This window comes from Halalkalicoccus sp. CGA53 (assembly GCF_036429475.1).
GTDB classification, from domain to species: domain Archaea; phylum Halobacteriota; class Halobacteria; order Halobacteriales; family Halalkalicoccaceae; genus Natronorarus; species Natronorarus salvus.
Map to the genome: position 1 here is coordinate 2,731,324 of NZ_CP144125.1, position 26,137 is coordinate 2,757,460.

General features: G+C 68.2%; 24 protein-coding genes, 1 tRNA gene and 1 pseudogene. 16 read left to right on the top strand and 10 right to left on the bottom strand.

Going from position 1 to position 26,137, the window contains the following annotated elements; all coding sequences use genetic code 11:
- The first annotated feature begins 153 nt into the window (after positions 1 to 153).
- Entirely contained in the window at positions 154 to 1,497 is a 1,344-nt protein-coding gene (locus V2L32_RS15780; RefSeq protein WP_331233458.1) for a polysaccharide deacetylase family protein, read from the top strand.
- 1 nt (position 1,498) lies between these two features.
- Here V2L32_RS15780 and V2L32_RS15785 read toward each other — a convergent pair whose 3' ends face one another.
- On the bottom strand, positions 1,499 to 2,065 hold the full coding sequence (locus V2L32_RS15785; protein ID WP_331233459.1) for a DUF420 domain-containing protein: 567 nt from the start codon (positions 2,063 to 2,065) through the stop codon (positions 1,499 to 1,501).
- Positions 2,066 to 2,286: 221 nt separating this feature from the next.
- Between V2L32_RS15785 and V2L32_RS15790 the strand changes: the two genes are divergently transcribed.
- Positions 2,287 to 3,612 carry a polysaccharide deacetylase family protein gene (locus tag V2L32_RS15790; RefSeq protein WP_331233460.1) on the top strand — a complete coding sequence of 442 codons (1,326 nt, stop codon included), beginning with the start codon at positions 2,287 to 2,289 and terminating at the stop codon, positions 3,610 to 3,612.
- A 108-nt stretch (positions 3,613 to 3,720) separates the two neighbouring features.
- On the opposite strand, the gene V2L32_RS15795 is transcribed toward V2L32_RS15790, so the two are convergent.
- Positions 3,721 to 3,805 (bottom strand) — tRNA-Leu (locus tag V2L32_RS15795).
- 152 nt (positions 3,806 to 3,957) lie between these two features.
- Here V2L32_RS15795 and V2L32_RS15800 point away from each other — a divergent pair.
- The 4 genes from V2L32_RS15800 to V2L32_RS15815 are packed head-to-tail and all read left to right on the top strand — an operon-like array spanning position 3,958 to position 7,842.
- The gene (locus tag V2L32_RS15800) at positions 3,958 to 4,479 is read left to right on the top strand and encodes a transcriptional regulator (RefSeq protein WP_331233461.1); all 522 of its coding nucleotides are present in this window, start codon (positions 3,958 to 3,960) and stop codon (positions 4,477 to 4,479) included.
- Between the two features lie 31 nt (positions 4,480 to 4,510).
- The gene (locus tag V2L32_RS15805; RefSeq protein WP_331233463.1) at positions 4,511 to 5,719 is read left to right on the top strand and encodes an alanyl-tRNA editing protein; all 1,209 of its coding nucleotides are present in this window, start codon (positions 4,511 to 4,513) and stop codon (positions 5,717 to 5,719) included.
- Positions 5,716 to 6,666: an AIR synthase family protein gene (locus tag V2L32_RS15810; protein ID WP_331233465.1), complete on the top strand. Its 951-nt coding sequence runs from the start codon at positions 5,716 to 5,718 to the stop codon at positions 6,664 to 6,666. The genes V2L32_RS15805 and V2L32_RS15810 overlap by 4 nt, the downstream gene beginning before the upstream one ends.
- A 45-nt stretch (positions 6,667 to 6,711) precedes the next feature.
- On the top strand, positions 6,712 to 7,842 hold the full coding sequence (locus tag V2L32_RS15815) for an acyl-CoA dehydrogenase family protein (RefSeq protein ID WP_331233466.1): 1,131 nt from the start codon (positions 6,712 to 6,714) through the stop codon (positions 7,840 to 7,842).
- A gap of 191 nt (positions 7,843 to 8,033) precedes the next feature.
- On the opposite strand, the gene V2L32_RS15820 is transcribed toward V2L32_RS15815, so the two are convergent.
- Positions 8,034 to 8,417 carry a hypothetical protein gene (locus tag V2L32_RS15820; protein ID WP_331233468.1) on the bottom strand — a complete coding sequence of 128 codons (384 nt, stop codon included), beginning with the start codon at positions 8,415 to 8,417 and terminating at the stop codon, positions 8,034 to 8,036.
- Positions 8,418 to 8,526: 109 nt separating this feature from the next.
- Here V2L32_RS15820 and V2L32_RS15825 point away from each other — a divergent pair, with 109 nt between their 5' ends.
- Positions 8,527 to 9,066: an HAD family hydrolase gene (locus V2L32_RS15825; RefSeq protein ID WP_331233469.1), complete on the top strand. Its 540-nt coding sequence runs from the start codon at positions 8,527 to 8,529 to the stop codon at positions 9,064 to 9,066.
- Between the two features lie 166 nt (positions 9,067 to 9,232).
- Here the strand turns inward: V2L32_RS15825 and V2L32_RS15830 are convergent.
- A pseudogene (locus tag V2L32_RS15830) lies at positions 9,233 to 9,454 on the bottom strand (DUF5822 domain-containing protein); the annotation flags it as partial.
- Between the two features lie 85 nt (positions 9,455 to 9,539).
- Between V2L32_RS15830 and panB the strand changes: the two are divergent.
- Positions 9,540 to 10,355, top strand: coding sequence for a 3-methyl-2-oxobutanoate hydroxymethyltransferase (gene panB, locus V2L32_RS15835; RefSeq protein ID WP_331233471.1), 816 nt, complete (start codon positions 9,540 to 9,542; stop codon positions 10,353 to 10,355).
- Here panB and V2L32_RS15840 read toward each other — a convergent pair.
- Complete coding sequence (locus V2L32_RS15840; protein WP_331233472.1) at positions 10,349 to 11,122, bottom strand: alpha/beta fold hydrolase; 774 nt, start codon at positions 11,120 to 11,122, stop codon at positions 10,349 to 10,351. The genes panB and V2L32_RS15840 overlap by 7 nt on opposite strands.
- A gap of 184 nt (positions 11,123 to 11,306) precedes the next feature.
- Here V2L32_RS15840 and V2L32_RS15845 point away from each other — a divergent pair, with 184 nt between their 5' ends.
- Together V2L32_RS15845 and V2L32_RS15850 are read left to right on the top strand one after the other, a co-directional pair.
- Positions 11,307 to 11,552: a DUF7127 family protein gene (locus tag V2L32_RS15845; protein WP_331233473.1), complete on the top strand. Its 246-nt coding sequence runs from the start codon at positions 11,307 to 11,309 to the stop codon at positions 11,550 to 11,552.
- Entirely contained in the window at positions 11,549 to 13,798 is a 2,250-nt protein-coding gene (locus tag V2L32_RS15850; RefSeq protein WP_331233474.1) for a CDC48 family AAA ATPase, read from the top strand. The genes V2L32_RS15845 and V2L32_RS15850 overlap by 4 nt, the downstream gene beginning before the upstream one ends.
- Before the next feature lie 30 nt (positions 13,799 to 13,828).
- Here the strand turns inward: V2L32_RS15850 and V2L32_RS15855 are convergent, their stop codons facing one another.
- From V2L32_RS15855 to V2L32_RS15865, 3 genes are all read right to left on the bottom strand, one after another.
- Positions 13,829 to 14,623, bottom strand: a complete 795-nt coding sequence (locus V2L32_RS15855) for a DNA replication complex subunit Gins51 (RefSeq protein ID WP_331233475.1) — start codon at positions 14,621 to 14,623, stop codon at positions 13,829 to 13,831.
- Between the two features lie 111 nt (positions 14,624 to 14,734).
- Positions 14,735 to 15,910 (bottom strand): DNA primase small subunit PriS, encoded by a 1,176-nt coding sequence (gene priS / locus V2L32_RS15860; protein ID WP_331233476.1) that lies wholly within the window; start codon positions 15,908 to 15,910, stop codon positions 14,735 to 14,737.
- Positions 15,911 to 15,949: 39 nt separating this feature from the next.
- Complete coding sequence (locus V2L32_RS15865; RefSeq protein WP_331233477.1) at positions 15,950 to 16,423, bottom strand: GNAT family N-acetyltransferase; 474 nt, start codon at positions 16,421 to 16,423, stop codon at positions 15,950 to 15,952.
- 43 nt (positions 16,424 to 16,466) lie between these two features.
- Here V2L32_RS15865 and V2L32_RS15870 point away from each other — a divergent pair, with 43 nt between their 5' ends.
- Positions 16,467 to 16,913, top strand: coding sequence for an archease (locus tag V2L32_RS15870; protein ID WP_331233478.1), 447 nt, complete (start codon positions 16,467 to 16,469; stop codon positions 16,911 to 16,913).
- On the opposite strand, the gene V2L32_RS15875 is transcribed toward V2L32_RS15870, so the two are convergent.
- The gene (locus tag V2L32_RS15875) at positions 16,910 to 18,166 is read right to left on the bottom strand and encodes a cation:proton antiporter (RefSeq protein WP_331233479.1); all 1,257 of its coding nucleotides are present in this window, start codon (positions 18,164 to 18,166) and stop codon (positions 16,910 to 16,912) included. The genes V2L32_RS15870 and V2L32_RS15875 overlap by 4 nt on opposite strands.
- Before the next feature lie 88 nt (positions 18,167 to 18,254).
- On the opposite strand from V2L32_RS15875, the gene V2L32_RS15880 reads away from it, so the two are divergent.
- From V2L32_RS15880 to V2L32_RS15895, 4 genes are all read left to right on the top strand, one after another.
- Positions 18,255 to 18,839, top strand: a complete 585-nt coding sequence (locus V2L32_RS15880) for a hypothetical protein (RefSeq protein WP_331233480.1) — start codon at positions 18,255 to 18,257, stop codon at positions 18,837 to 18,839.
- Positions 18,840 to 18,934: 95 nt separating this feature from the next.
- Positions 18,935 to 20,626: a cation:proton antiporter gene (locus tag V2L32_RS15885; RefSeq protein ID WP_331233481.1), complete on the top strand. Its 1,692-nt coding sequence runs from the start codon at positions 18,935 to 18,937 to the stop codon at positions 20,624 to 20,626.
- Entirely contained in the window at positions 20,616 to 22,283 is a 1,668-nt protein-coding gene (locus V2L32_RS15890) for a cation:proton antiporter (protein WP_331233482.1), read from the top strand. Before V2L32_RS15885 ends, V2L32_RS15890 begins: the two co-directional genes overlap by 11 nt.
- Before the next feature lie 45 nt (positions 22,284 to 22,328).
- Positions 22,329 to 23,831, top strand: coding sequence for an RtcB family protein (locus V2L32_RS15895; RefSeq protein ID WP_331233484.1), 1,503 nt, complete (start codon positions 22,329 to 22,331; stop codon positions 23,829 to 23,831).
- Positions 23,832 to 23,946: 115 nt separating this feature from the next.
- Here V2L32_RS15895 and V2L32_RS15900 read toward each other — a convergent pair whose 3' ends face one another.
- Complete coding sequence (locus V2L32_RS15900) at positions 23,947 to 24,762, bottom strand: aldo/keto reductase (protein WP_331233485.1); 816 nt, start codon at positions 24,760 to 24,762, stop codon at positions 23,947 to 23,949.
- Positions 24,763 to 24,907: 145 nt separating this feature from the next.
- On the opposite strand from V2L32_RS15900, the gene V2L32_RS15905 reads away from it, so the two are divergent.
- A complete protein-coding gene (locus V2L32_RS15905) occupies positions 24,908 to 26,128 on the top strand; it encodes an MFS transporter (protein WP_331233487.1) in 1,221 nt (406 codons plus the stop codon).
- Positions 26,129 to 26,137 lie beyond the last annotated feature (9 nt).

The window sequence follows — 26,137 nt, forward strand, 5'->3', positions numbered from 1 at the left end:
AACTCGGAGTCCCCCGACGGCGAATCGACCGACACCGACGGTGTGTATCCCGAGAGATACGATCGGCCACGACGGTCCCTCCAAGCGTTTAGTATCCGATTAAGACGAGTTATACGGGTAATTAGAATGTCAGTGTGGGCGGAGTGGTCGGTGATGAGCGACAGATCACGCCGGACGTTCCTCGCGCTGGTCGGCGCGACCGCCGCCGGGCTGGCGGGGTGTACGGGCGCCGACGACGAACCGGCGGCGACGCCAGCGGAGACCCCCACTCCGAGCCCGACGCCGACCGAAACGGACGATTCCACCGCCGAGGGCGACGAGGGCGACGACGAGGCCGAAAACGGGGACGATGGGGACGACAGCGAGGACGAGGAACCGGAGGAGGTGTTCCGATACCCGGCGATCGATTACGGCACGCTCGTCGACGGGTTCGAGGAGCCGCTCTGGCGGGGTCGGGAGGGGGCCGAACCGATACGGGTCACCGACGAGCGCGTCTCGGGTCGACACGCGATGCGCATCGAACGCGAGTCGGCGGCGTCGGTCCGGATCGTCCGCCGATTTTCCGAGGGGGTCGACGTCTCCGGCAAACACCTCTCGATGGCGGTGAAAGTCGACGACCCGGACGGCGGTCGGGTCCAGATCGACCTCCACGCGCCCACGGTCGACCAGCGTCACGTCAGCTCCCGGCGGCTCCCGACGACGATGGGCAAGTGGCTCCGCGTCGACTTCGGGCTGACTCGCGGGGTCGGTTCGCCCGACTTCTCGGACGTCACCGAGATCCACATCGAGTACGTCCCGTGGGAGCCGGGTGACGTCCGACTGTGGGTCGACGACCTCCGTGCGACAGATGGGGTCGGCCGGAGCCACGCCATCCTCGCGTTCTACGGCGGTCACGTCTCGCAGTACGAGGAAGCGTTTCCGAGGCTCGAAGCGCGAGGGATGCGCGGTGTCGTCGCCCTATCGGCCGATTCGATCGGCCGCGAGGGGCGGATGACCGAGTCGCAGCTCTCGGAGCTCGCAGACGCCGGCTGGGACATCGCCTCGCTGCCGACGGCTCGTGGACACCTCTCCTCACTGACCGCGAGCGAACAGCACCGCGTCATCGAGCGGAACAGACAGCGCCTCTCCGAACTCGGGTTCGGGGCGGGAGCCCGACACTTCTTCGCGCCGCACGACCGCATCGACGGCGACACGCTCGCGGCCGTCCGCGAGCTCCACGAGACGGGTTTCGTCTACGGCGGCAACTCGGCCGGGATGCCTCCGACCGCCCCCCACACCATTCCGGTGCTCAACGGGGCTCACCTGGAGAGCAGTCGGGCGGCGATCCTCCGTGCCGACCGACACAAGCAGCTAGTCGTCCCTCGGTTCGAACTGATCGGCGAGGACGGGATGGAGCTCTCGGAGTTCGACGCACAGCTCGACCGGCTCGAATCGAACTCCTACGCCGGCGGACTGACGGTGATCACCGCCTCGGACCTGGTCGACGAGTTCCTCTGACCTACCACGGCACCCGGTAGAGCAGTAGGTAGACGACGACGCCGAGCGAGAACGAGACGAGCCAGAGCGCGGCGGCCGCGCGTCCGACCCGTGGGTGGTTCGTCCCCGGGAGTTCGGCGATCGGGTAGGTGACCGAGAGCAAGAGCGCGTAGTAGACGAGCGGGATGCAGACGACCGCGAGGCCGATGTGTATCGTGAGGACCGGCAGGTAGACGTAGAGGTAGACGGTCTCGGGGCCCGGAAACGTCCCCGCACCGCCGACCGCGATCAGCCGGTAGAGGTAGAGGGTGAGGAAGGCGGCGAAGAGCCCGGTCGAGGCGAGCATCAACACGCGGTGACGTTCGACGTCGTTCTCTCGGATCGCCCGCCAGCCGAGGGTGATCGTTCCGATCGCGGCGAGACTGATGACGACGTTCGCGTGCGGGATCGCCTCGAGGAGCCACTCCGGCGCGGCCGGGACCGCCGTCCGTGGGATGAACCCGCCGGCGGCCCCGAAGACGAGGCCGAGCGAGACGAGGGTGAGGAGCCCGGTGATCGCCGGGACGTGCGGCCGGACCTGTTGTCGCATGGTTAACGGAGGGGTCGCTCGTTCATAGGCGTTGATACACGACCGCGCGAAGCCGTCGTCGTCTCAGAAGGAGAGGGTCTCCGACGACGGGGGTCGTTCGGCGGTGACGGGGCCGAGAGGCTCGCTGGGCGACGGGGGTTCGGGTAATCTGTGTGTTATTATCCGCCTAACGAGAATTAAGCGGGCAATTGGAAAGAGCTCCGATCGCCGACGGTAGTCTGATGACACGGAGAGTACCCCGACGGATGTTCCTTGGAGCGGTCGGTGCCGCCTCGGTCGGTCTCGCGGGCTGTGCCGGCGACATGCCGTGGGACGGCGAGGACGTCGACGACGGCGCCGACCCCGTCGAGACGGACGATGATGATGACGACGGCTCCGAGGACCCGACCGACGACGAGGAGGAGGAGACGCCGGAGGAACCGGTGGAGTTCACCCCGCCGGCGATCGGTCACGGGACGCTCGTCTCCGACTTCAGCGAAGACCTCGGCTCCTGGATCGCCATGACCGGCGACGGGGTGGTCGAGGGCGACGAGGAGGCGGCACTCGTCGGCGAGACGGCCGCGTTCGTCCGCGGTGAGGGCGAGCGGGCGGGCGTCTTCAGGGCGTTCGACGACTTCGACGCCGAGGGCCAGCACGTCTCGTTCGCGGTGAAGCTCTCGGAACTGGGCGGTCGTCACGTGAACGTGGAGATGCTTGCCCCGTACCAGAGCGACAGCGTGGTCGCCCGCCGACGTATCCCGCGGGAGCTCGACGGCTGGATGCGCATGGACGTCGGCTACACCGGGGACCGTGGCGAGCCCTCCTTCGAGAGCATCAACGAGATGCGCGTTTGGGTCGACTCCGGCGAGGAGCGCGAGGTCGAGTTCCACCTCGACGACCTCCGGAGCACGCCGGCCGCCGACCGCGGTCAGGTGATCCTCACCTTCGACGGCGGGTTCGAGTCCCACTACACGACGCTGTTCGACGTCATGCAGGACCGTGATCTGCAGGGTGTGATCGGGATCGTCCCGCCCACGGTGAACGTCGGGGGGCGGCTCTCGATCGACCAGATGCGCGAGATGCGCGACGCGGGCTGGGACATGGCCTCGTTCCCCCTGCGAAACGACGCGCTCCCGGAGATGGAGTCCGAGGAGAAGCGGCAGGTGATCGAGGGCGATCAGTCCTACCTCGAGGGCCGGGGCTTTCCCGACGGCTCGCGGATCTTCCTCGCCCCGTATCACCGTCTCGACGCCGAGTCCCTCGAGGTCGTCCGCGAGGTCCACGACTGCTCGATCACGTTCGGCGGCTCGCTGAACGCCGCGCCGCCCGCCGACGCGCACACCCTCTCACGGATCAACGCCAACGAGATGGGGCCGGTCCGGAGCTTCACCGAACTCGCCGAGCGACACAACCAGCTGCTCGTGCTCAGGCTCGACGAGATCGGCGAGGACGCGGCCGTCGACATGGAGTACTTCGAGGGGCTGCTCGACTATCTGGAGGACTCCGACCTCGACATCGTCACCGCGAGCGAGATGCTCGACCGACGCGACGAGCTGTTCGGGCTCTGAACGGGGTTCGTCTCGAACGATCCGCTGACGCGTCGCTCGCGGGGGTGAAAGAACGGGGTTTTGCGTGGATGCCGTCCCGAGTGGGGAGCATCCGCACTGAGTGGTCAGTGCGTGGGACCGGATTTGAACCGGCGGACTCCTACGAGACAGCGCCCTCAACGCTGCGCCGTTGGCCTGGCTTGGCTACCCACGCACTACGTATCGTGTCGTGTGCACTCCCCAGTATCCTAGCGCCCAATAAAGGGCTTTCCATTGCCCCTCCGGCTGTCACGGTCCACCACGCCCTCGTTCGGTTTGCCGTGTGGTGGCCGGGGGGTTCAAACCGGACGGGAGCGTACGGGGGTCATGGCGAAGTACTCGACCGGTGGCTCCTCGGGGTCGGGCGACGCGAACGCCTGCGAACTCTGTGGCGCGACGACCGACTCGCTTCGGCTCGCCACGATCGCGGGCGCGCAGCTCCAGGTGTGTGGCAGCTGTGCCCCACACGACGACTCGGCGAAGCGGAGCCGTGGCTCCTCGGACTCGGGCGGCGGCGGTGAGGGACCGACCGACAGAAAGCGTCGTGCCGCCCAGCGGATGGCGAAGGCGTACGACGCGGGCAAAGGCGACCCGACGCACTGGGAACGCGAGGGGACGGGCTACGAGGACGACCCGCTTCCCTACCTCGTTTCCGGCTACGGGGACGTCGCGGAGCGGGCCAGACAGGACGCGGGCCTCAAGACGGAGGAACTGGCGGAGGGCCTCGAGATCCCGGAGGAACACCTCGTCGCGATCGAACAGGGCCGGGCGGCGCGCGCCGGCATCCCCGGCTCGGTGATCCGTGCGCTCGAGGAGCGACTCGACGTCCGGCTGATCGAGGAAGGTTAACCGTTTTCACCTCCGCGCTCTCGCGCTCTATATGGCCGAGCAACGCGCGAGCGCGGAGCCGTATCGTACCCGCTTCGAGGCGACCGTCGCCGCCGTCGACGGCGAGGAGGTGACGCTCTCGGAGACGTACTTCTACGCCGAGAGCGGGGGTCAGCCAGCCGACCGCGGCACGATCGACTGCCTCGCCGTCTCGGACGTAACGCTCCAAGACGGACGGACGGTCCACAGACTCGCCGAGGAGCCCGACCTCTCGGCGGGCGAGACCGTCCTCTGTGAGATCGACGAGGGGTTTCGGACGTACTGTATGCGCGCACACACGGCGAGTCACGTGCTCTACGGCGCGGCGAGGGACCTCCTCGCGGAGCTCGGCTACGGGGGGTTCGACATCGGCGAGCGGAAGGTCCGGATCGACTTCGAGACGACGACGGACGTCGACGACGGGACCCTGCTCGAACTCGAACGGCGTGCGAACCTCGCCGTCTGGGAGAACCGACCGGTCCGCTGGGAGACCGTTTCGGTCGAGGAGGCACGCGCACGGGAGGAGGTCGCGTTCAACACGAAGACCGAGGAGGGCGTCTTCGGCGAGGACGATGGCGTGCGGATCGTCACCGTCGGCCCGGCGATCGATGGGGAAGAGTCATGGGACGTCGCCGCCTGCGGTGGGACGCACGTCGAGCGGACGGTCGAGATCGGACCGATCGCGGTGCTCGGGCGTGAGAACCCCGGAGAGGGGTTGACCCGCGTCGAACTCGCCGTCGGCCCATCGGCGATCGAGCACCGGACCGGAATCACTGATGCGGCGCTCTCGACCGCCGAAGCGCTCGGGATCAGGGTCGAGGACCTCCCGACGCGAGTGAGGGGTCTCGCAGCCGAGATCGACGAGCTCGAAGCGGAGAACCGATCGCTCACCGGACGGCTGATCGACGCTCGCCTCGAGTCGGCCGATCCGGTCGAGATCGACGGGGATCGCTGGCTCGTCACGTCGGTCGAGGGTGAGGGCGACGCGCTCGCCGACCGGGCGAGAACGATGGCGGGCGAACGAGCCGCCGCGGTCGTGCTCGTGAGCGGCGAGAACCCCGTGAACCTCACGGTGGCGACGACGGGGGACGTCGACGCGGGCGACGTGATCGCGCGCGTGACCGGTGAGTTCGGCGGTGGCGGCGGTGGCGGCCCCGAGTTCGCACAGGGCGGTGGGATCGCGGCCTCCCCCGAGGAGATCGAGGGGTTCCTCCGGAGATGACGGGGAAAATCGGCCCCGAGGAGCTCTCGCGCGTGCTCTCCCGGACGGGTGTCGATCAGGAGGACGTGCTGGTCGGACCCGCCTACGGCGAGGACGCCGCGGTGCTCTCGATCGGCGGGGAGCGACTGGTCGTGAGTTCGGATCCGATCTCGCTTGCGGCCGACCGAGCGGGAACGATCGCGGTCCACGTCGCCGCCAACGACGTCGCGGCGTCGGGTGCGGACCCGCGATTCCTCCAGAGCGTCGTCTTCGTTCCCGACCTCTCCCTCCTCGAGGTGGTCACCGATCAGCTCGATCGGGAGGCGACGGATCTGGGAGTGGCGATCGTCGGGGGGCACACGGAGGTCGCGGAGTACCTGCCGCGCCCGCTGCTCGTACTCACGTGTATGGGGATCGCCGACCGGTTGACGCCGACCTCCGGGGCCGAACCAGGTGACCGGGTCCTGCTCACGAAGGGGGCGGCGATCGAGGCGACGGCGATCCTCGCGACCGACTTCGTCGAGGAATCGGGGCTTACCGAGGAGCTCCTCGCTCGGGCGGAGGCGTTCTTCTCGGAGCTAAGCGTCGTCCCTGAGGCCCGGCTCCTCCGCGAGCGAGCGAACTCGATGCACGACCCCACCGAAGCGGGCGTCCTCGGCGGGCTCTACGAGCTCGCACACGCCTCGGACGTACGGATCGACGTCGAACGCGAGGCGGTCGGGATTCGCGAGCCGACCGACGCGCTCTGTTCGGCGATGGGGATCGACCCGCTCCGGGCGTTCGGTTCCGGCGCGCTGCTCGCAACGGTACCGTCCGCGGGGGTCGACGGGGCGCTCGCCGCGCTCTCCGGGGATGGGATCGGGGCGAGCGAGATCGGTCGGGTGTCGGAGGGCGGGCCGTCGCTCGTTCTCGACGGCGAGACGATCACCGACCCGCCCAGGGAGTCGACGTACCCGCTCTGGGAGTGACCCGTCGAACGATCACCTTTTTTCGGTCGGGTCCGATCCCCGGGTATGAAGCTCACCGCGGAGCAGCGGGCGATCCGCGACGTGGTCCGCGAGTACGCCGAGAACGAGATCCGCCCCGGTGCGGCCGAGCGCGACCGCGAGGGGCGCTTTCCCGAGGACGTCTGGGACGGCCTCGCCGCGCTCGACCTGACCGGGTTGACGGTTCCCGAGGAGTACGGCGGTTTCGACGCCGACCGGACGACCTACAGCCTCGTGAACGAGGCGGTCGCCTACGGCTCGCTCTCGGTCGCGACCGCGCTCTCGGTCCACTGTCTCGCGACCTCCTGCATCGCGCGGTTCGGCTCGGAGACCCAGCGCGAGCGCTGGCTCCCGGAGATGAGTGGCGGGCGACCGGTCGGCGCGTTCGCGCTCTCGGAACCGCACGCGGGATCGAATCCGGCGGCGATGTCGACGGAGGCACGGCGCGAGTGCGAGGAGTACGTCATCGACGGCGAGAAGCAGTGGATCACGAACGGCTCGCGGGCCGGGGTAATCGTCCTCTTCGCGAAGACCGATCGCGAGGACGAGGGATCGATCACACAGTTCCTGGTACCGGCGGACGCGGAGGGCCTCTCGGTCGGGAAGCGAGAAGAGAAACTCGGCCTGCGCGCGAGCGACACGACCGCGCTCACGTTCGACGAGGTGCGCATCCCCGAAGAAAACCGGCTCACCGAGGAGGGGCGGGGGCTGAGTGCTGCGCTCTCGATCCTGACCGGGGGACGGATCGGCATCGCGAGCCAGTCGGTGGGGCTCGCACAGGCAGCGCTCGACGAGGCGGTCGAGTACGCGAACGAGCGCGAGCAGTTCGGCCGGCCGATCGGCGAGTTCCAGGCGATCAGACACAAGATCGCCGAGATGGGGACGCAGGTGCAGGCCGCACGCCTCCTCACGAGGGAGGCCGCCCGACTGGACGACGCGGGCGATGACCCTCGACACGCCGCGAGCATGGCGAAGTACTTCGCGAGCGAGGCCGCGATGAGCGTCACCAACGAGGCGGTCCAGATCCACGGCGGCTACGGCTACACGACCGACTTCCCGGTCGAACGCATGTACAGAGACGCGAAGGTCACCGAGATCTACGAGGGGACGACCCAGATCCAGAAGGACCTGATCGGACGTGGACTGTTGGAGAGGTGAGTTCGAGAGAGCCGGACGGGGCGCGACGGCGAGGCGGCCTCGGTTCGCGGACGTTTGCGCCCGCGAACCGAACGGGGGAGGGCTGGCGCGGTTCGCCCGTCGTCTGCGATAGCGTCGGCTACCGCACGCTCTCACACCGAGGCTCGACACGCCGGATCGGCGCCCGGCGACCCCGAAGATCACCGGCGAGGTCAGGGAGCGACGAACGTCTCGCCGTAGATCGGCACCATCAGCAGTCCGAGCGCGACCGCTCCGAGGGACACGACCACGTACGCGACACTCTCGGCGGTCGACGGGTTCGTGGAGACCGCGTACCCCACGAGGACGAGCAGGCTCATCTGCACGAGGAGTTCGACGTACGAGGCGGGGAGTCCGAGGCCGCCGGGACGGAGCGCCAGGACCGTTATGACCGCCGAGGCGAGCGTCAGGCAACCCGCGAGCACGCTGAGCCGTGTCCGGGCGCCCGCGGCGCTCGCGGCGATCACGACGAGACAGACGTTGAGGCCGACACGGAGGCCGACGACCGCCGCGAGCCTCGTCGGATCCGACCACGTCGGAAAGAGCCACTCGAACACGACCGGGTGTGAGGAGCGCTCGCGACAAACCGTTTTCTGCCCGATACCCGTCTACGGGTCCGGCGACGTCTCGGCGGACTTTTCTCCCGCGGGCCGAGTAGTGGTTCCCATGAACGAACTCTCGGAGTACGAGGCGATCGTCTACGACCTCGACGGGACGCTCGTCCACCTCGACGTGGACTGGACGGCGGTCGCGGGCGACGTCGCGACGACGTTCGCCGGGGCGGGTATCGAGGTGCTCGACGACGACCTCTGGAGCCTGCGAGAACGCGCGGCAGAGGCCGATCTCACCGACGAGGTCGAGGAGATCATCGCCGAACACGAACGCGAGGGGGCGCGAACCTCGCGGCGGCTTGCGCTCGCGGATCACGCCGCCGAGGACGGCCGCGCGCTCGGGGTCTGTTCGCTCAACTGCGAGGAGGCGTGTTCGATCGCCCTCGACACGCACGGGATCCGCGAGTCGTTCGCGGCGATCGTCGGTCGGGACACGGTCGACGTCGCGAAACCCGATCCGGAGCCGCTGCTCGCGACGGTCGACCGCGTCGACTCGACGCCGGAAGAGTCGGCGTTCGTCGGCGACACGGACCGCGACGCGCTGACCGCCGAGCGCGCCGGGATGGACTTCTACTACGTGAGCGACCTCGTCTGATCGTACGGATCCCTGTACGACCGTAGCTCTCGGACCGAGCGCTACACAGGTACGGCGGTCCGTATCAGTCCTCGACGGTGTCGACGGTCGGTTTCCCCTCGCCCTCCGACCGTTCGCCGTCGCTCCCCCTCGACTCGTCGCCCTCGCGCGCTCGTGCCGCCGCGCGTCGACGCGCGTAGAGGAACGCCGAGACCGCCGTGAACACCCAGACGACGGCGCCGATCCGGATCGCGAACTCGGCTCGTGCGCCCCACGTCGGGAGGTCGGCACCGACGGAGGCGACCGCCACGATCGGCGCGCCGACGAGGATCGTGCAGACGAACGTGGCCTGCATGACCCAGCCGTAGTCGACGCCCTCCGGGTCGTGGGTCTCGACGAGCTCTGGCACGGGGAGCCATCGGGCGCGAGCGCGCCTAAGCGTATGGGTTCTCCGCGACCACCGCGCTTATCGCCGGAGGCGGGGTAGCTCCCGTATGTCCACGACGGTTGCGGACGTGTGCGCGCTCTCGGACGAGCGGCCGATCACGATGCTGACCGCCTACGACGCGCCGACCGCGCGGATCGCCGACGAGGCCGGGATCGACGTATTGCTCGTCGGTGACAGCATGGGGAACACCGTCCTGGGGTACGACGACACGCTCTCGGTCACGCTGGACGAGGTACTCTCCCGCACGGCAGCGGTCACGCGAGCCACCGAGACGGCGCTCGTGGTCGCGGACATGCCGTTTCTCTCCTTCGGCGTGAGCGAGGAGCGCTCGATCGAGAACGCCGGGCGGCTGCTCACCGAAGGCGGGGCGAGCGCGGTGAAACTCGAGTGTGGCGCGCACACGGTGGAGCTCACAGAACGGCTCGTCGACCTCGGGATCCCGGTCATGGGACACCTCGGGCTCACCCCACAGCGCGTGAACCAGCTCGGCGGGTACGGGCGTCAGGGGACCACCCAGGAGACCGCCGAACGGATCGCGGAGCTCTCGCGCGAGCACGAGGCGGCCGGCGCGTTCTCACTCGTGCTCGAACACGTCCCCGCGAACCTGGCGGCCGCGGTCACGGAGGAGCTCTCGATCCCGACGATCGGCATCGGAGCCGGGCCGGACTGCGACGGACAGGTGCTCGTCGTCACCGACGTGGTCGGTCTGGGGGAGTGGTCGCCACCCTTCTCGAAGCGGTTCGGGGACGTCCGCGGGGAGATGGAGCGTGCGATCGGCGAGTACCACGAGGCCGTCACCTCGGGCGAGTTCCCCGGACCCGAGCACAGCCACGTCGAGGACGAGTTAGATGAGCTCTATTGAGTCCCGAGGAACTCGGAGAGCGTCGCGTTGAACTCGTCCGGGCGGTCGAGCATCGCGAGGTGGGCGGCGCCGTCGATCTCCTCGTACTCGCAGTCGGGCATCTCCTCGGCGAGATACCGGTGGTACGACGGCGGCGTGAGGCGATCGGCGGAGCCACAGACGGCGAGCGAGGGGACGTCGATCCCCGAGAGTTCCTCACGGACGTCGAAGCGGTGACAGCTCTCGAAGTCACGGCGGACGACCGCCTGTCCACAGTCGAGCATCGCCTCCCTCGACGCTCGGACCAGCCGGTCCTCCGTCCCGTCGCTCAGGAAGTGGCCTGGCTCGTGGAGGAACTCCACGGCTCGCTCGAAGTCCGTCTCGAGCCACTCTCGAAGGTCCTCGAGCACCGCGAGCCTCGCGCCGGTCCCGGCGAGCACCAGTCGCTCGGGCTCGAATCTGCGATGCAGTGCGACGTGCAGACAGACCGCCCCGCCGAGCGAGTTGCCGACCAGGGTCCGAGCAGCGGTCTCCTCCGCGACGGCGATGACGTCGCTCGCGTACGCAGAGAGCGTCTCCCAGCCGGGATCGGAGCCGACGTCCTCGCTCTCGCCGTGGCCGCTCAGGTCCAACGTGACGACCGGGAACTCGTCGGCGAGTCTCGCCTGTGACTTCCAGACCGCGCGCGAGCCGCCGCTCCCGTGGACGAAGACGGCTCCGGGACCGTCCCCACCCCGGTCGTGGACCTCGTACGCGATGGTCCGGCCCTCGTGCGTGACGGTGTTCATACCACCCATCGCCCGCCCGACGGTATAATACCGTAGTGCGAGCGCGACCGGCCACGACCGTATCGACCGTGAACGTCTTTACCGGCCGGAACCAGAACACGACCGACGGGGGAAACCGCCGGAGGGCGTGCTACAGCGTGCGATAGAGTTTTATATTCTCGACGCTTACCTGTGGTTAGTCACAATGCGTTCGATAGACATCCAGCAGTCGGACGAGCCGATGGTGCGCCGCTACGAGTACGAGGACTCCTCCCTCGTGGTCGCCGACGTCGGATCGGCAGAGGGAGCGACGGTGGACGTCGTCGACGGCACGGCCGTCGTCGTGGTCCCCGGGAACGAGGGCGACCGCCAGTACGAGATCGACCTCCCGAGCGAGGGAGCGAAAGCGGTTATGAGAAACGGCGTCGTCACTGTCGAGATAGAGCGATGAAACTCAGCGTCAAACCACTGAAGCAGAAGGACGCGGGGCGCGGGCTGGCCGCGGTCGACCGCGCGGCGATGGCCGAGATCGGCCTCGAGAACGGCGATTACATCGTCATCGAGGGGAAGGGCGGTCGCGCGGTCGCACGCGTCTGGCCCGGCTACCCCGAGGACGAGGGCCGCGCGGTCATCAGGATCGACGGACGGCTCCGTCAGGAGGCGGGCGTCGGCATCGACGACCGCGTCACCGTGGAGAAGGCCGACGTCTCACCCGCGACGCGCGTGACCGTCGCCACCCCACAGAACCTCCGGATCCAGGGCAACATCGGGCCGCTCGTTCGGGACCGCCTCTCCGGACAGGCGATCACGAAGGGTCAGACCGTGCGCGTCGGCTTCGGTATCGGCCCGATGGCCGGCGGTTCGGGCAGGGAGATCCCGCTCAAGATCGCCGACACCAGCCCGAAGGGGACCGTCGTCGTCACGGACTCGACGGAGATCCGGATCAGCGAGAAGCCCGCCGAACAGATCAGAGAGGGCGCGGTCGGCTCGCCTTCGATCAGCTACGAGGACATCGGCGGTCTCGATAAGGAGCTCGAACAGGTCAGGGAGATGATCGAGCTGCCGATGCGTCACCCCGAGCTGTTCGAACAGCTCGGCATCGAGCCGCCGAAGGGCGTGTTGCTCCACGGGCCGCCCGGAACCGGGAAGACGCTGATGGCCAAGGCGGTGGCCAACGAGATCGACGCCTACTTCACCGACATCTCCGGTCCGGAGATCATGTCGAAGTACTACGGGGAGAGCGAGGAACAGCTCCGGGAGGTGTTCGAGGAGGCGGCCGAGAACGCCCCGGCGATCGTCTTCCTCGACGAGCTCGACTCGATCGCACCCAAGCGCTCGGAGACGACCGGCGACGTCGAACGCCGCGTGGTCGCCCAGCTGCTCAGCCTGATGGACGGCCTCGACGAGCGTGGCGAGGTGATCGTCATCGGGGCGACCAACAGGGTCGACTCGCTCGACACCGCCCTGCGCCGTGGCGGCCGGTTCGACCGCGAGATCGAGATCGGCGTCCCGGACAAGGACGGCCGCACGGAGATCCTGCAGGTCCACACCCGGGGGATGCCGCTCGCCGAGGACGTCGACCTCGATCGCTACGCCGAGAACACCCACGGCTTCGTCGGCGCGGACCTAGAGAGCCTGGCGAAGGAGGCCGCGATGAACGCCCTGCGGCGGATCCGGCCCGAACTCGACCTCGAGGAGGAGGAGATCGACGCGGAGATCCTCCAGCGACTGCGCGTCACCGAAGAGGACTTCCGCGACGCGCTGCGCGGGATCGAGCCCTCGGCGCTTCGCGAGGTGTTCGTCGAGGTGCCGGACGTCACCTGGGAGCGCGTCGGTGGCCTCGAGGACACCAAAGAGCGCCTGCGCGAGACGATCCAGTGGCCCCTCGAGTACCCCGATGTGTTCTCCGCGATGGACCTCGACGCGGCGAAGGGTGTCCTGCTCTACGGCCCACCGGGCACCGGGAAGACGCTGCTCGCGAAGGCGGTCGCGAACGAGGCCGAGTCGAACTTCATCTCGGTGAAGGGTCCCGAACTGCTCAACAAGTTCGTCGGCGAGTCGGAGAAGGGCGTGCGAGAGGTGTTCAGCAAAGCGCGCGAGAACGCCCCGACGATCGTCTTCTTCGACGAGATCGACTCGATCGCGGGCGAACGCGGCCGAGGGACGGGCGACTCGGGCGTCACCGAGCGGATGGTCTCGCAGCTGCTGACCGAACTCGACGGGCTCGAAGAGCTCGAGGACGTCGTCGTGATCGCCACGACCAACCGACCGGACCTGATCGACAACGCGCTGTTGCGCCCCGGCCGGCTGGATCGCCACGTCCACGTCCCGGTGCCGGACGAGGAAGCGCGCAGAGCGATCTTCGCGGTCCACACCGAGAACAAACCGCTCGCGGACGACGTCGAGATCGACCGTCTCGCGGCCGAAACCGAGGGCTACGTCGGTGCCGACATTGAGGCGGTCTGTCGCGAGGCGTCGCTCGCCGCCACCCGCGAGTTCATCCGGTCGGTCTCGCCCGAGGAGATGGCCGACACGGTCGGCAACGTCCGGATCTCGCGCGAGCACTTCGAGGCGGCACTGGAGGAGGTGCTCCCGAGCGTCACCTCGGAGGTGCGCGAGCGCTACCAGGAGATCGAAGAGCGCTTCGAGTCGCCCGAGGCGATCGAAGAAGAGGGCGCGAGCCGCGCGTTCCAGTAGGCTCGGCCCGCTTCAAGACGGGTACCGCTCTCAGTCGAGCGGTTCGGCCGCCTCGCGCTCGACCAGCGGTTCGGCGTTCTCGACCGGTAGCGTCACGACGTCGTCGGCGGCGAGGGTGTAGGTGCGTGCGTCGAAGCCGACGATCTCGCCGATATCCTCAGTGATCCTGACCGTCCGGCGTTCGGTATCCGACCCCGTCGCCTCCCCTTCCCGTTCTCCCGTCGCCCCGGCCCGCGACCCGTCAGCCCGTCCCGACGACCGCTCCGGATCGCCCTCGGTCGGCGTCGGCTCCGCCCCGCCCATCAGGTCGGCCGCGCTGACGTCCGGGTCGGTGCTCGCGGGCTTCGACGCGGCGTCCGCCGGTTCCGGGGTCGGCTCCGCCGGTTCCGAGCCCACCTCGGGGCCATCGGAGACCGCCTCGGCGTCACCGCCGTCCGCCTCGCCCGCGAGCACCGAGAGGACGTGCCGTCTGTTCTCCTTGATCTGGTCCACGAGATCCTCGAAGAGCTGTCGCTCCTCCCTCGTGAGCCCCTCCTCGTCGGCGGGCATGTCGGCGGCGGCGAAGCTCGCGAGTTTCACGAGCTTGCCGACACGTCGCTCGTAGATCGCCTCGACCGTTCCTTCTGCGGTCTCGATCTCGTCGGTGAGCCGGCGCACCTCGGGGTCGGCGAACGGATCGGAGGAGGCCTCCGCAACCGTCGAGCGCTCCTCTCTGAGCCCCTCGATGTACTGGGCGACGTCGCCGTAGAAACTCGCCTCCAGGTGCTGGAGGCTGTCCTTTCGGCGCTCGGTGTCGCGGACCGACTGGAGGTCGTCGAGGTTCACCGCCCCACCTCGACGTCGGTTACGAACACCCGATACATACTCGCGAGCGATGTCTCGGACTCACTTAACTCTCCCGTCCACGGCTCGAACCCCCGCCGACTCCGGATCGGATCACCGCTCGCGTCCCTTCTCCGCCCAGCCGCGACACATGAGGAAGATCCCGACGTACTCCGGGACCGTCGAGTGGCCCTCGGACACCTCGTGGCGCTCCCCGCCGAGTTCGACGACCCGTGCCTCGTCGGTCTCGATCGCGATCTCGTGGCCGGTAAACGTGTCGGGGACGGCGTCTGCGAGCGGCGAGAACGCCTCCAGCGCCTCTCTGTCGAGTCGAACGACCGAGAGCCCGCTCCCGCCGTGGAGACTGCCCGGTAGCCGGATGAGCCGGTTCGTGTCGGTCGTCACGGGCTCGTCGATCGGGGCGTTCTCCGCCTTCACCGTCTCGGCCGCGACCTGCCTGACGATAGGGAAGAACGCGGGGTGGACGTCGACGTTACCCTCCTCGATCGCGGCCCGGTTCTCCGCCATCGCCCGCAGCGCCGCCCGTGCTCTTCCCTCGCCGACGGCGTCGAACTCCCTGAGCCGCTCGATCGCCCGATCCTCGCTCATCCCGCTCACCTCCTCGACGAGGGTCAGCACGCCCTCGTGGGCGCGACGGCTCCACCCGCCCCTGGTGTCGAGGCTCCGCTTCTCCGCGGGCGTCTTCCGTCCGAGCCCGGCGACGGTCTCGGTCGAGATCAACGCCTCCAGGTCGAGACCGATCCCCCGCACGTAGTCGACGATCTCGCGCCGGCCCTCGCGCTCGACCTCCCTGAAGCCCTCGTCCCTGACGTGAACGTGGTAACCACGGCCGCCGGAGAAGACGACGGTGAGGTCCGAAAAGCCGAGGTCGTCGTCGAGAAACGAGAGCAGTCTGTAGAGCGCGTCCTTGCAGGTCGCGAGCATCTCGGCGTAGCTGTCCTCGCCGAGTTCTACCCCCGGTAGGTGATCGGCGTCGAGGTCGAAGATCAGGTCCGATCCCCGCCAACCCTTCTCGTCCATCGAGTTCGCCCCGGGGTCGTCGTAGGTGCCCGTCGAGAAGTAGACGTGCCGGGGACGCTCGCGAGCGAGGAAGTCGTCGATCCGGCCGAGGTCGAGCACCGATCGGTGGCGGACCATCCTCGTACCGCCCTCGGAGAAGGGGATGTAGCCCCACTCGCGCTCGCTCGCCCCCGGCGGTGGCGTGATCTCCACCCTGCGGTAGTGGTCGCCGAAGCGTCCCCGCAGGTAGAGTCGCGTCCGCTCGTCCATTCGTCGCTCCTTCGACCGGAGTGGCTAAAGCGCCTGCGGTCAGCGGCGGATGAACTCCGAGAGCTTTCCACGGATGCCTCCGTCGCCGAGTCGCAGGTAGAAGGCGTCGCCGTCGTCCTCGTAGTAGCCGTCGATCCGCCTGACCATCTCGAAGCCCACGCGCTCGTAGAAGACGAGCGCCTCCTCGTTGGTCGTTCGGGCGTGACAGGTCACTCGGTCGTGTTCGTCCGCGACCGTCTCGACGAGCCGTCGGCCGAGGCCCTCGCCCCGGTAGTCGGGTGCGATGGCGAGAAAGAGGATGTAGCCGTCGCTTCGGGTGGCGACGAACCCTGCGAGGTCGCCGCCGACTCGGAGCAGGTGGACCGTCGAGCGGCGGTACGCCTCGTGGAAGAAGCCACGACGTTGTTTCAGGACGCCCTCCTCGGCGCGGATCCGCTCCTTCAGTCGCCACGCTTCCTCGACCTCCGCCGCGTCGCCCGGCCCGACGACCTGTAGATCGACGTTGACGCTCACTGCTAGGAAATTAGGTATGGCGAACGTTATAACTGCACCGGCGATGGTAACGGTGAACTCCCGGGCCGACGAACCGGACGCCGTGTACGAACTCAGGGCGCACACGGCCGACGTCGCGATCGAAGCCCGCGCCGGGAGCCGCGATACGGTCTTCGCCGCCGTCGCGGACGGCCTGACCGCCGCCCACTGCGAAGCGGTACCCGAGGCGGGCGAGCGTTTTTCCTTCGCTATCGCGGCGGAGAGCGAGGAGGCGTTGCTCTTCGACTACCTCGACGAACTGATCTACGAACGCGACGTCCGCGACGTGCTCCCGGCCGACCACGAGGTCCGGACCGAGGAGGCTGGTGGGGAGTGGCGACTGGAGGCGAGCGCGCGAGGTGTCCCGATCGGATCGATCGAGGCGCGCGAGATCAAGGCGGTCACCTACTCGGAGATGCGTCTCGAGGAGTGCGAGGAGGGATGGTACGCGTACGTGGTGTTCGACGTCTAGGCGACGTCGAGGCGGTCCATCACCAGCGTCGCCGAGATGCCGTGGAGGACGATCGAGAGCAGGACGACCAGTCCCACCGTCGCCCAGAGGAGGTCCGCGTCCGCGAACGCCGCCTGGTTGAGCCCGTAGGCGAGGTAGTAGAACGAGCCGATCCCCCGAATGCCGAAAAAGGAGATCGCGAGCCGTTCTGACCAGTCGCGGTCGAACCCGAGGAGGCCGACGACGCCCGCAATCGGTCGAACGAGGAGGAGGATCGCGACCGCGGCGAGGATCGCTCGATCGGTCAGCGGTCCCAGGAGACCGCCGACGATCGCGCCTCCGAAGAGCACCATGAGGATCGCCATCACCGTCTGTTCGGAGAGTTCGGCGATCTCGTGCAGCGACTGGTTGTACTCGTGCGAGCGTTCGTAGTTACGAATCGTCACGGCGGCGACGAAGACGGCGATGAAGCCATACCCGCCCGCGAGTTCGGTGAGCCCGTAGACGATCAGCGTCGCCCCCACCGCCTCGATCCCCTTGACGGACTGGCCGACCCTCGTCTCGGGCATCGTCGCGAAGACGAGGCGGGCGAGGACCCACCCGAGGAGGAGTCCGAAGGCTCCGCCCGCGACGATCCGGTAGACGACATCGATCAGGAGCCACTCGCCGAGCCAGTTTCCGGGGGAGAGTCCCACCAGCGCGATCGCGACCGCGAGGTTCGTAAACGGGAAGGCGAGGCCGTCGTTCAGCCCGGCCTCCGAAGTGAGCGCGAACGGGACCTCCAGTTCGCCGCCCTCACCCGGGTGTGATTCCTCCTCGCTGCTCTCGCCCGGCTCCTCTACCTGCACCTCGGAGGCGAGTACCGGATCGGTCGGGGCGATGACCGCGCCGAGGAGGATCGCCGTCGGAGCGAGGAGACCGACGAGCCACCAGCCGAGCAACGCTGCCCCTACGATCGAAAGCGGCATGGTGATTGCCAACAGGCGCCACGTCGAGGCCCACGCTCTGAGTCCTGGCGGTCGATCAATCTTCAACCCGACGGCCATCAGGGCGATGATGACGACGAACTCGGCGAGGCGCTCGGTCGCCTGGCCCTGTTCGAGCGGATCGGGCGCCGGGATCGTCAACGGGAGCGCGAAGACCACCATCCCGAACCCGACGTAGAAGATGGGCATCGAGATAGGCCGTTCCGAGACCAGCCGAGGCAACACAGCGACCGCGAGAAAGACGAGGCCGAAGACGACGAGGCCGACGTCGTACGTTTCGAGCGCCATCCCGAACTGGTACGGCGATCGGGCCGAAGTACGCTGGGCCGGCGAACGCAGAACCAACACCCTTCAGTCGTCGAGTCGATCGTCCGTCATGGACGGACCGACGACGCGACGCGGGCTCCTCTCTCGGGGTGGGCTGGCCGTACTCGCCACCATCTCGGTCGCGGGATGCACCGAAGAGATCGGCGAGGAGTTCCCCCCGAACGTCGAGGTTCCGGTTTCGGAGATAACTCCAGAGCTTCCGGTCACGGAGCGAACGGAGTTCCTCGAGGAGGGGATCACGGCCTTCGACGACGCCGAGATCGATGATCTCGATACATTCGCGGAGAAGCTGGTCGACTACGGCATCGAGGTCGAGTCGGTCAGAGAGGCACTCACCGCCGTCTCCGTCGAGTACGTCAACACCGACCTCCATCGCACCGGAAACCTCCAGGACATCGCTCCGATCGCGGGCGCGTACGCGGCGCTGATCGACTCGGGCTACGAATCCGAGTTCCTCGACGTGACGATCCTCGATCCAGCCTCCACTTCCTTCGGCGCGGCCGAAGTCGGGACGGACTTGGCCGAGCGGTACAACGACGGGGAACTGACCGCCACAGAGTACGGCGAGCTGGTCGCCTCGACGATCGACTCGAAACGTCACCCGCCCGAGGTCGGCGCATCGCCGGAGGAGTAAACCGGCGGCCCGCGTCGGAAAGCGAAACACAGAGGGGACCTCGCCGGGAACTCGGAGTAATACGTGCTGAGTGACGCAGCCGGGTGGCGCAATCGATGACGCTGGGTGGGATCGCGCTCGCGACCGACTTCGCGATCGTCGTCGTCGCAGCGACGCTGCTCGGCGTGCTCGCGCGGAAGACGAGACAGCCGGCGATCGTCGCCTACCTCCTCACGGGGATCGTCGTCGGCCCCGTCCTCCTGGGGATCGTCACCGAGGACGAACTGATCGAGATCATGGCCGAACTCGGCCTCGGCTTCCTCCTGTTCGTCCTCGGGATCGAGATGCGCTTCGAACGGATCAAACACATCCTCCGCTCGATCGTCAACATCGCCGTCGGCCAGACGGTCCTCCAGACCGCGCTCGCGCTCGCGGTCGCCTACGCGCTCGGTTTCCGCGAGATGGACGTGATCGTCATCGCGCTCGCGACGGTCTTCGGTGCGACCCCGGTGATCGTGAAACTGCTCGACGAGCAGGGCCAGATAAAGACCCTGCCGGGGAGGATCGACGTCGGGGTACTGATCGTCCAGGACATCTACCTCGTCGTCGTCCTCGCGCTGGTGGGCGCAGGCCTCACCGGACCGCCGGCCGAACTCGCGGTCGACGCCGCCGTGATCCTCGGCCTGCTCGTCGGCCTCGGCGTCGCCGCCTATCTCGCCTACCGGTACCTCCTCCCGCGGGTGATGCGCGTGGCCGCAGAGGACCACCACGTCCTGTTCATCGTCTGTATCGCGTGGGCGTTCGTCTTCATCTACGTCGCCGAGAGCCTCGACGTCACCGTCGAGGTCGGCGGCTTCCTCGCCGGGCTCAGCCTCGCACAGCTCCCCTACAGCACGGAGATCAAAGAGCGGATGCGCCCGGTCACCGACTTCTTCCTCGTCGTCTTCTTCGCCTCGATCGGCCTCCAGCTCACCGCCGACAACCTCCTCGCCTACTGGCAGGAGGCGCTCGTCGCGAGCGCGGTGATGATGGTCGGGAACTTCCTCATCATGTTCTACCTGATCGACCGCGAGCAGTTCACCCCGAAGACCTCGTTCATCGGATCGGTGAACATGGTGCAGGTGAGCGAGTTCTCGCTCGTCGTCGGGGCGCTCGCGGTCACCCAGGAGCTGATCGACGAGGACGTCCTCGGGTATCTGGGGCTGATGGCGCTCGTGACGATGTCGCTTTCGACCTACGTCATCGTCTACAACGAACGGCTCTACGAGCGGGCGAAGCCGTACCTCGAACGGTTCGAGAGCGAGGAGAAGTCCGACACCGACCTCGAGGTTCACGAGGACCACGCCGTCGTCGTCGGCTACGACGACCTCACCCGGGAGGCGCTCTCCGTGCTCTGTGAGCACTTCGAGGACGTGGTCGTCGTCGACCGCTCGCCGCGAAACGTCGAGGCGCTCTCTACGGCCGACGTCGAGTACGCCTACGGCGACTTCAAACACGGCGACGTCCGCACGGAGGCCGACCTCGCGAACGCCGCGTTCGTCCTCTCTGCCAGCCGGAACCCGGAGGTCGGGAGACGGATCGTCGAGGAGACCCCGGCGGAGGCGACCGTCCTCGTCTCGGCGACGACGGCGACGGACGCGGAGGTGCTCCTCGAGGAGGGGGCGACCTACGTGATCGTCGAGAACGCGCTCGCGGGCGAGGCACTCGCCGACCTCGTCACGGAGTTCCTGACCGACCGGGAGGCGTTCTCCGAGACCGTGAGGGAGCTGGCGAAGCGGATCGAGGGTGGTGAGTCCGGTGGCGATTGAGGTCATCGGGATGCTGGCGGCGATCTTCGCGACGTCGGCGGTCCTGTTGCTCCTCACGAGGCGGTACGCCCTCCCGGCGATACCGGTCTACCTCCTCTCGGGGGTTCTCGTCGGGGTACTGGCACTCGTCGAGGAGGGAGCGTTGTTGGATCTCGTCCAGTGGGGGATCGCCTTCCTCGTCTTCGTCTTCGGGATCTCGCTCGAGCCCGACGACCTCGGCGGGGTCGGCCGGGACGCGGGACTCGTCGCGGTCGTCCAACTGCTCGTCACCGGCGTCCTCGTCGGGGCCGTCGGCCTCGGGATCGGCCTCGGCGTCGAGGACGCCCTCCTGCTCGCGATCGCCGGCTCGCTCAGCTCCTCGCTCGTCAGCCTCGGACACTTAGAGCGGGAGGAACGGCCGCGGGTCACCCACGAACGGCTCGCCGGGACGATCCACTTCCTCGAGGACGTCCTCGCGGTCCTCGTGTTGCTCGTCCTCAGCGCATTCGTCTACTCGCCCGAACCGGCGCCGGTGCAGGTCGTCGGTGGGATAGGACTCCTCCTCGGCGGCTACCTCTTCCGACGAGTGCTCTTCGACCGGGTCTCGGCGCTGATCGAGGACCCGGAGTTGCTGTTACTGGCGGGGATCTCGCTGCTCGTCGGCTTCATCGCGGCGAGCGAAGCACTCGGGATCTCGATCGTCGTCGGGGCGTTCGCCGCCGGCCTCGCCGTCTCCCGGGAGTACCCGCTCTCGATCGAGGTGATCGACGCGATCGAGGACCTCGAGGACTTCTTCTCGCCGATCTTCTTCGTCACGCTCGGTGCGCTCGTCTCCGTCCCCTCGGCCGAGACGCTCGGTCTCGCGCTGATCGTCGTCCTCGCCGTCCTGATCGTGAACCCGCTGGTCACCGCGTTCGTCGCGATTCGCCGGGGCTACGACCGCCGGGCGGCGACGCTCACAGGCCTCAGCCTCGATCAGGTGAGCGAGTTCTCGCTGATCGTCGCGATCACAGCGCTGGGCGTCGGCGCGCTCCTCCCGGCGCTGTTCGACGCGATCGTCCTCGCCGCGATCGTCACGATGGTCGTCTCGGCCTACACCCGGCGGTACGACGAGGCGATCCACCTCGCGCTCACCGACCGGGGGCTGTTCTCGGGCGGCCAGGCGCCGGTCACGGACCGGGCTCGCGTCGACGACGACCTCACCGATCACGTCGTGATCGTCGGTTTCGGCCTCGAGGGCCAGCGGGTCGCCGAGGCGTGCGTCTCGGCCGACCGGCCGTTCGTCGTGGTAGAGCGCGACCGCTCGCTCGTCGAGCGCTTCGACGAGCGGGTCGATCGGTACGTCGTCGGTAACGTCACCGATCGAGAGGTTTGGGAGGCGGCTCGGCTCTCGGAGGCTCGTCTGATCGTCTCGACCGTGATCGAGGAGGGACGCTCCGCGAGACTGCTCGACCTCGATCCCGAGGCGGAGGTCGTCGTCAGGGCGCGAGACACCGCCACGGCTACGGCGCTGCTCGACCGGGGAGCGCTCGTCGTGACGGTGCCCGACGTCCTCGCTGGGAGACGCCTCGCGGAGGACATCGAACGTCTCGTCGAGGACGACGCGTACCGTGAGACGCTCCGGGAGCGAAACCAGGCCGAGGTCGACCGCCTGCGTGCGGGCACGCCCGAGGAGTGAGTTCCCGACGAAACCTATTCCCGCCCGCGCGGTCGATCCCCAGGTATGAGAACCTACACCGCCGGCGGGATCACGTTGGAGCGGGTTCGTGAGAACGTCTGGGAGATCCCACGGGAGGGGGAGATGCGCGTCCCGGCCAGAGTGCTCGCGAGCGAGGCGCTCCTGGAGGAGATCTCCGAGGACAAGACGCTCTCGCAGCTGAAGAACTCCACGCAGCTCCCGGGAATCACGAGCCACGCGATCTGCATGCCCGACGGCCACCAGGGCTACGGCTTTCCCGTCGGAGGAGTCGGCGCGATGGACGCCGAGACGGGCTGTCTCTCGCCCGGCGCGGTCGGCTACGACATCAACTGCGGGGTGCGGATGGTCCGGACGAACCTCACCTACGAGGACGTCGAGGGACGGGAGGAGGAGCTGGTGAACGCGCTGTTCGACGCGATCCCCTCCGGACTCGGCGGCGGCGGCGTCGTCGAGAGCGGTATCGAGACAGTGAACGCGGTGCTCGAAGAGGGCGTCGAGTGGGCCGTCCGCGAGGGCTACGCCACCGAGGGCGATCTCGCGCGGTGTGAGGACGAAGGCCGGCGGCCGGACGCCGACCCCGACGCCATCTCCCAGAAGGCGAAGGACCGGGGGAAGAACCAGTTGGGGAGCCTCGGGAGCGGGAACCACTTCCTCGAGGTCCAGCGGGTGACCGACGTCTTCGACGCCGAGATCGCGGAGGCGTACGGCCTGCGCGAGGAGGGTGTCGTCGTGCTGATCCACTGCGGGAGCCGCGGGCTCGGCCACCAGACGTGTAACGACTACCTCCGGCGGATCGAGCGCGAGCACGGCGACTTACTCGCCTCGTTGCCCGACAAGGAACTCGCCGCCGCACCCGCCGGCTCCGACCTCGCGGAGGCGTACTACGGCGCGATGTGTGCCGCGATCAACTTCGCGTGGGTGAACCGCCAGCTGATCACCCACGGGACGAGAGAGGTGTTCGAGCGGGTGTTCGACCGGTCGTGGGAGGACCTGGGGATGGAGCTGCTCTACGACGTCGCGCACAACATCGCGAAGAAGGAGGTCCACGAGGTCGGTTTGGATACCCGTGGGAACGCGGTACCGGCCGACCGCGCGGAGTCGTTCGAGGACCGCGAGCTCTACGTCCACCGGAAGGGTGCGACGCGGGCCTTTCCCGCCGGTCGCGAGGAGGTCCCGAGGACCTACCGCGACGTCGGCCAGCCGGTGATCATCCCGGGGAGCATGGGCGCGGGCAGCTACGTGCTCTGTGGCGGCGAGCACTCGATGCGCGAGACGTTCGGCTCGACGGCCCACGGCGCGGGGAGGCTGATGAGTCGGACGCAGGCGAAACAGGAGTTCTGGGGCGGCGACGTGCAGGACGAGCTGCGGGGCCAGAAGGTGTACGTCAAGGCCCAGAGCGGTGCGACCGTGGCGGAGGAGGCCCCCGGGGTGTACAAGGATGTCGACGAAGTGGTGCGGGTGAGCGACGCCCTAGGCATCGGGGACAAAGTGGCGAGGACGTTCCCGGTCTGTAACATCAAGGGGTAGAGAGGTGAAGCCGTCGCCGTCTATTTCGACATCGGCGGGTAGCAGTCGCCGTCTGAGAGCTCGGAACGCGTATCGTGGACGGTGACTGTACGACTCGCCGTCGACCGCCGACGCGCTACACCCCGAGCCGGTCCGCGAGGTCCTCCGGGAGTCCGCCCTGGAGGTCGAACAGCTCGCGCACCTCCTCGTCGTCCAGTTCGAAGTCGAAGACGTCGACGTTCTCTCGGATGTGTCCAGGAGAAGACGACATCGGGATCGTCGAGACCATCGGCTGCTGGAGCAGCCACCGGATCGCCACCTGCGCGGCGCTCTTCCCGTATCGCTCCCCGATCGACTCCAGCACCTCGTCGCCGACGACGTCCCCGACCGCGAGCGGGCTATAGGCGGTCAGCATCACGCCCTCGTCGATACAGAACGCCAGGAGATCCCTCTGGGACTCGTAGGGGTGGTACTTCACCTGGTTCGTCAGGATCGGCGTCTCCGAGAGCTCCATCGCCTCCGCCGTCTCTCGGACCGAGAAGTTGCTGACGCCGACGTGTCTGACACTCCCCTCCTCCTGGAGCTCGTTCATCGCCCCGATCGTCTCCTCGTGGCTCACACGGTCGTTCGGCGCGTGGATCAACAGCAGATCGACGTACTCCGTCCCCAGGCGGTCGAGGCTCTCTCCCGTCGACTCCAGAACCGCGTCGTGATCGCGGTTTCCGTCCGCGAGTTTGGTGGTGACGAACAGCTCCTCGCGGTCGACGTCACTCTCCACGATCGCGTCGCCGACCGCGCCCTCGCTGCCGTAGATCTGCGCGGTGTCGATATGTCGGTAGCCGGACTCGAGCGCGGTCGAGACGGCGCGGTACTGCTCGTCGTACCCATCCATCCGGGCGGTGCCGAACCCCAGCGCCGGTACGTCCGTACCGTCGACGGTGACGTACTCCATGTCGAAGGGTAGCGACGGCGGGGTGCAAAAGCGACGGGCACGCGTCAGCGGCACGGAGGATCGCTCGACCGTGGTCGCGGGAACCGAGGGGACCCGATCGCCCCATCGCGACGATTTATACCGGTGGGAAGATCAGAGGGCCACGATGGACGGTGACGACCGGTCGATCGCCCGCTTCACGGCGCTGAGCCACGCGACGTTCCACGGCTACGAGCTCTCGATCCCCGTCTTCGTCGTGGTCTGGCTCGACACGTTCTCGGTGACCGCGGCGACGCTCGGTCTCGTTCTCGCCGCCGGCTTCGCACTCGTCGGCATCGGCGGGCCGCCCTGTGGCGTCCTCGCGGATCGCTACGGCTCGAAACGCCTCGTCCTCTGTTCGATCGGCGGGATGGGCCTCTCGTTCGCGCTCATCGCGCTCTCGCCGAACGTCCTCGTGCTGACGTTCGCGCTCGTTGTCTGGGGGGCGGCGGCGAGTCTCTACCACCCGGCAGGCCTCTCGCTGATCAGCCGGGGCGCGGAGGCCCGTGGAACCGTCCTCGGCTACCACGGCGCGGCCGGGAGCGTCGGCACCGCCCTCGGCCCGTCGCTCGCGCTCGGACTGCTCGTCGTCCTCGACTGGCGGTCCGTCGCGTTCGCCTTCGTCCTCCCCGCGCTGTTCGCGGTCGCGCTCGGCCTGTGGATCGACGTCGGGGAGGGAGACGTACGGGAGGGTGACGCCGGTACGACGGAGGCGACCGCCGACGGCGGCCACGTCCGATCGTTTCTCGACTCCTCTCGCTCGCTTCTCACCGGGAGTTTCCTCGTCGTCTTCGCGGTCGTGATGACCTACGGGATCTACTACCGGGGGCTGACCTCCTTCCTCCCGGACGTGCTCTCCCGTCTCGCGATCGCGGAACCGGTCGCCGTCGGCGGCGGGACGATCGACCCGGCGCAGGCGGTCTACGTCGGCCTGCTGCTCGTGGGTGTCCTCGGCCAGTACGCTGGCGGGCGACTGACCGACCGCGTCGCGAGCATCGAGCGCGCGCTCGTCGCGACCTTCCTCGTGCTCGCGCTCGCGTCGCTCGCGTTCGTTCCGGCCGCGGGAATGGGGATCGTCGCGCTCGCGGCGGTCTGTGCGGTCATCGGGTTCGCGATGTACGTCTTCGCGCCGATGGGGCAGGCGCTGATCGCGGAGACGGTCCCAGCGGACCTCCACGGCCTCTCCTACGGCTACACCTACTTCGGGACCTTCGGCGTCGGTGCGCTCGGCGCGTCGCTCGCGGGCGCGACGCTGACCTACGCGACCTGGCCGGCGCTGTTCGGACTGCTCACCGCGGTCGCGGTCGTCTGTGCGGCCATCGCGGGCTGGCTCGCGGTTCGACAGTGACCTCGTTCG

Bases quoted from the DNA above. Each gene is read 5' to 3' on its own strand.
- V2L32_RS15845 (WP_331233473.1), top strand. From the start codon at position 11,307: ATGCGTTCGATAGACATCCAGCAGTCGGACGAGCCGATGGTGCGCCGC.
- V2L32_RS15880 (WP_331233480.1), top strand. From the start codon at position 18,255: ATGGACGGACCGACGACGCGACGCGGGCTCCTCTCTCGGGGTGGGCTG.
- V2L32_RS15885 (WP_331233481.1), top strand. From the start codon at position 18,935: ATGACGCTGGGTGGGATCGCGCTCGCGACCGACTTCGCGATCGTCGTC.
- V2L32_RS15870 (WP_331233478.1), top strand. From the start codon at position 16,467: ATGGTAACGGTGAACTCCCGGGCCGACGAACCGGACGCCGTGTACGAA.
- V2L32_RS15805 (WP_331233463.1), top strand. From the start codon at position 4,511: ATGGCCGAGCAACGCGCGAGCGCGGAGCCGTATCGTACCCGCTTCGAG.
- V2L32_RS15895 (WP_331233484.1), top strand. From the start codon at position 22,329: ATGAGAACCTACACCGCCGGCGGGATCACGTTGGAGCGGGTTCGTGAG.
- V2L32_RS15810 (WP_331233465.1), top strand. From the start codon at position 5,716: ATGACGGGGAAAATCGGCCCCGAGGAGCTCTCGCGCGTGCTCTCCCGG.
- V2L32_RS15825 (WP_331233469.1), top strand. From the start codon at position 8,527: ATGAACGAACTCTCGGAGTACGAGGCGATCGTCTACGACCTCGACGGG.
- V2L32_RS15840 (WP_331233472.1), bottom strand. From the start codon at position 11,122: ATGAACACCGTCACGCACGAGGGCCGGACCATCGCGTACGAGGTCCAC.
- V2L32_RS15785 (WP_331233459.1), bottom strand. From the start codon at position 2,065: ATGCGACAACAGGTCCGGCCGCACGTCCCGGCGATCACCGGGCTCCTC.
- V2L32_RS15780 (WP_331233458.1), top strand. From the start codon at position 154: ATGAGCGACAGATCACGCCGGACGTTCCTCGCGCTGGTCGGCGCGACC.
- V2L32_RS15905 (WP_331233487.1), top strand. From the start codon at position 24,908: ATGGACGGTGACGACCGGTCGATCGCCCGCTTCACGGCGCTGAGCCAC.
- V2L32_RS15900 (WP_331233485.1), bottom strand. From the start codon at position 24,762: ATGGAGTACGTCACCGTCGACGGTACGGACGTACCGGCGCTGGGGTTC.
- V2L32_RS15850 (WP_331233474.1), top strand. From the start codon at position 11,549: ATGAAACTCAGCGTCAAACCACTGAAGCAGAAGGACGCGGGGCGCGGG.
- V2L32_RS15790 (WP_331233460.1), top strand. From the start codon at position 2,287: ATGACACGGAGAGTACCCCGACGGATGTTCCTTGGAGCGGTCGGTGCC.
- panB (WP_331233471.1), top strand. From the start codon at position 9,540: ATGTCCACGACGGTTGCGGACGTGTGCGCGCTCTCGGACGAGCGGCCG.
- V2L32_RS15800 (WP_331233461.1), top strand. From the start codon at position 3,958: ATGGCGAAGTACTCGACCGGTGGCTCCTCGGGGTCGGGCGACGCGAAC.
- priS (WP_331233476.1), bottom strand. From the start codon at position 15,910: ATGGACGAGCGGACGCGACTCTACCTGCGGGGACGCTTCGGCGACCAC.
- V2L32_RS15815 (WP_331233466.1), top strand. From the start codon at position 6,712: ATGAAGCTCACCGCGGAGCAGCGGGCGATCCGCGACGTGGTCCGCGAG.
- V2L32_RS15875 (WP_331233479.1), bottom strand. From the start codon at position 18,166: ATGGCGCTCGAAACGTACGACGTCGGCCTCGTCGTCTTCGGCCTCGTC.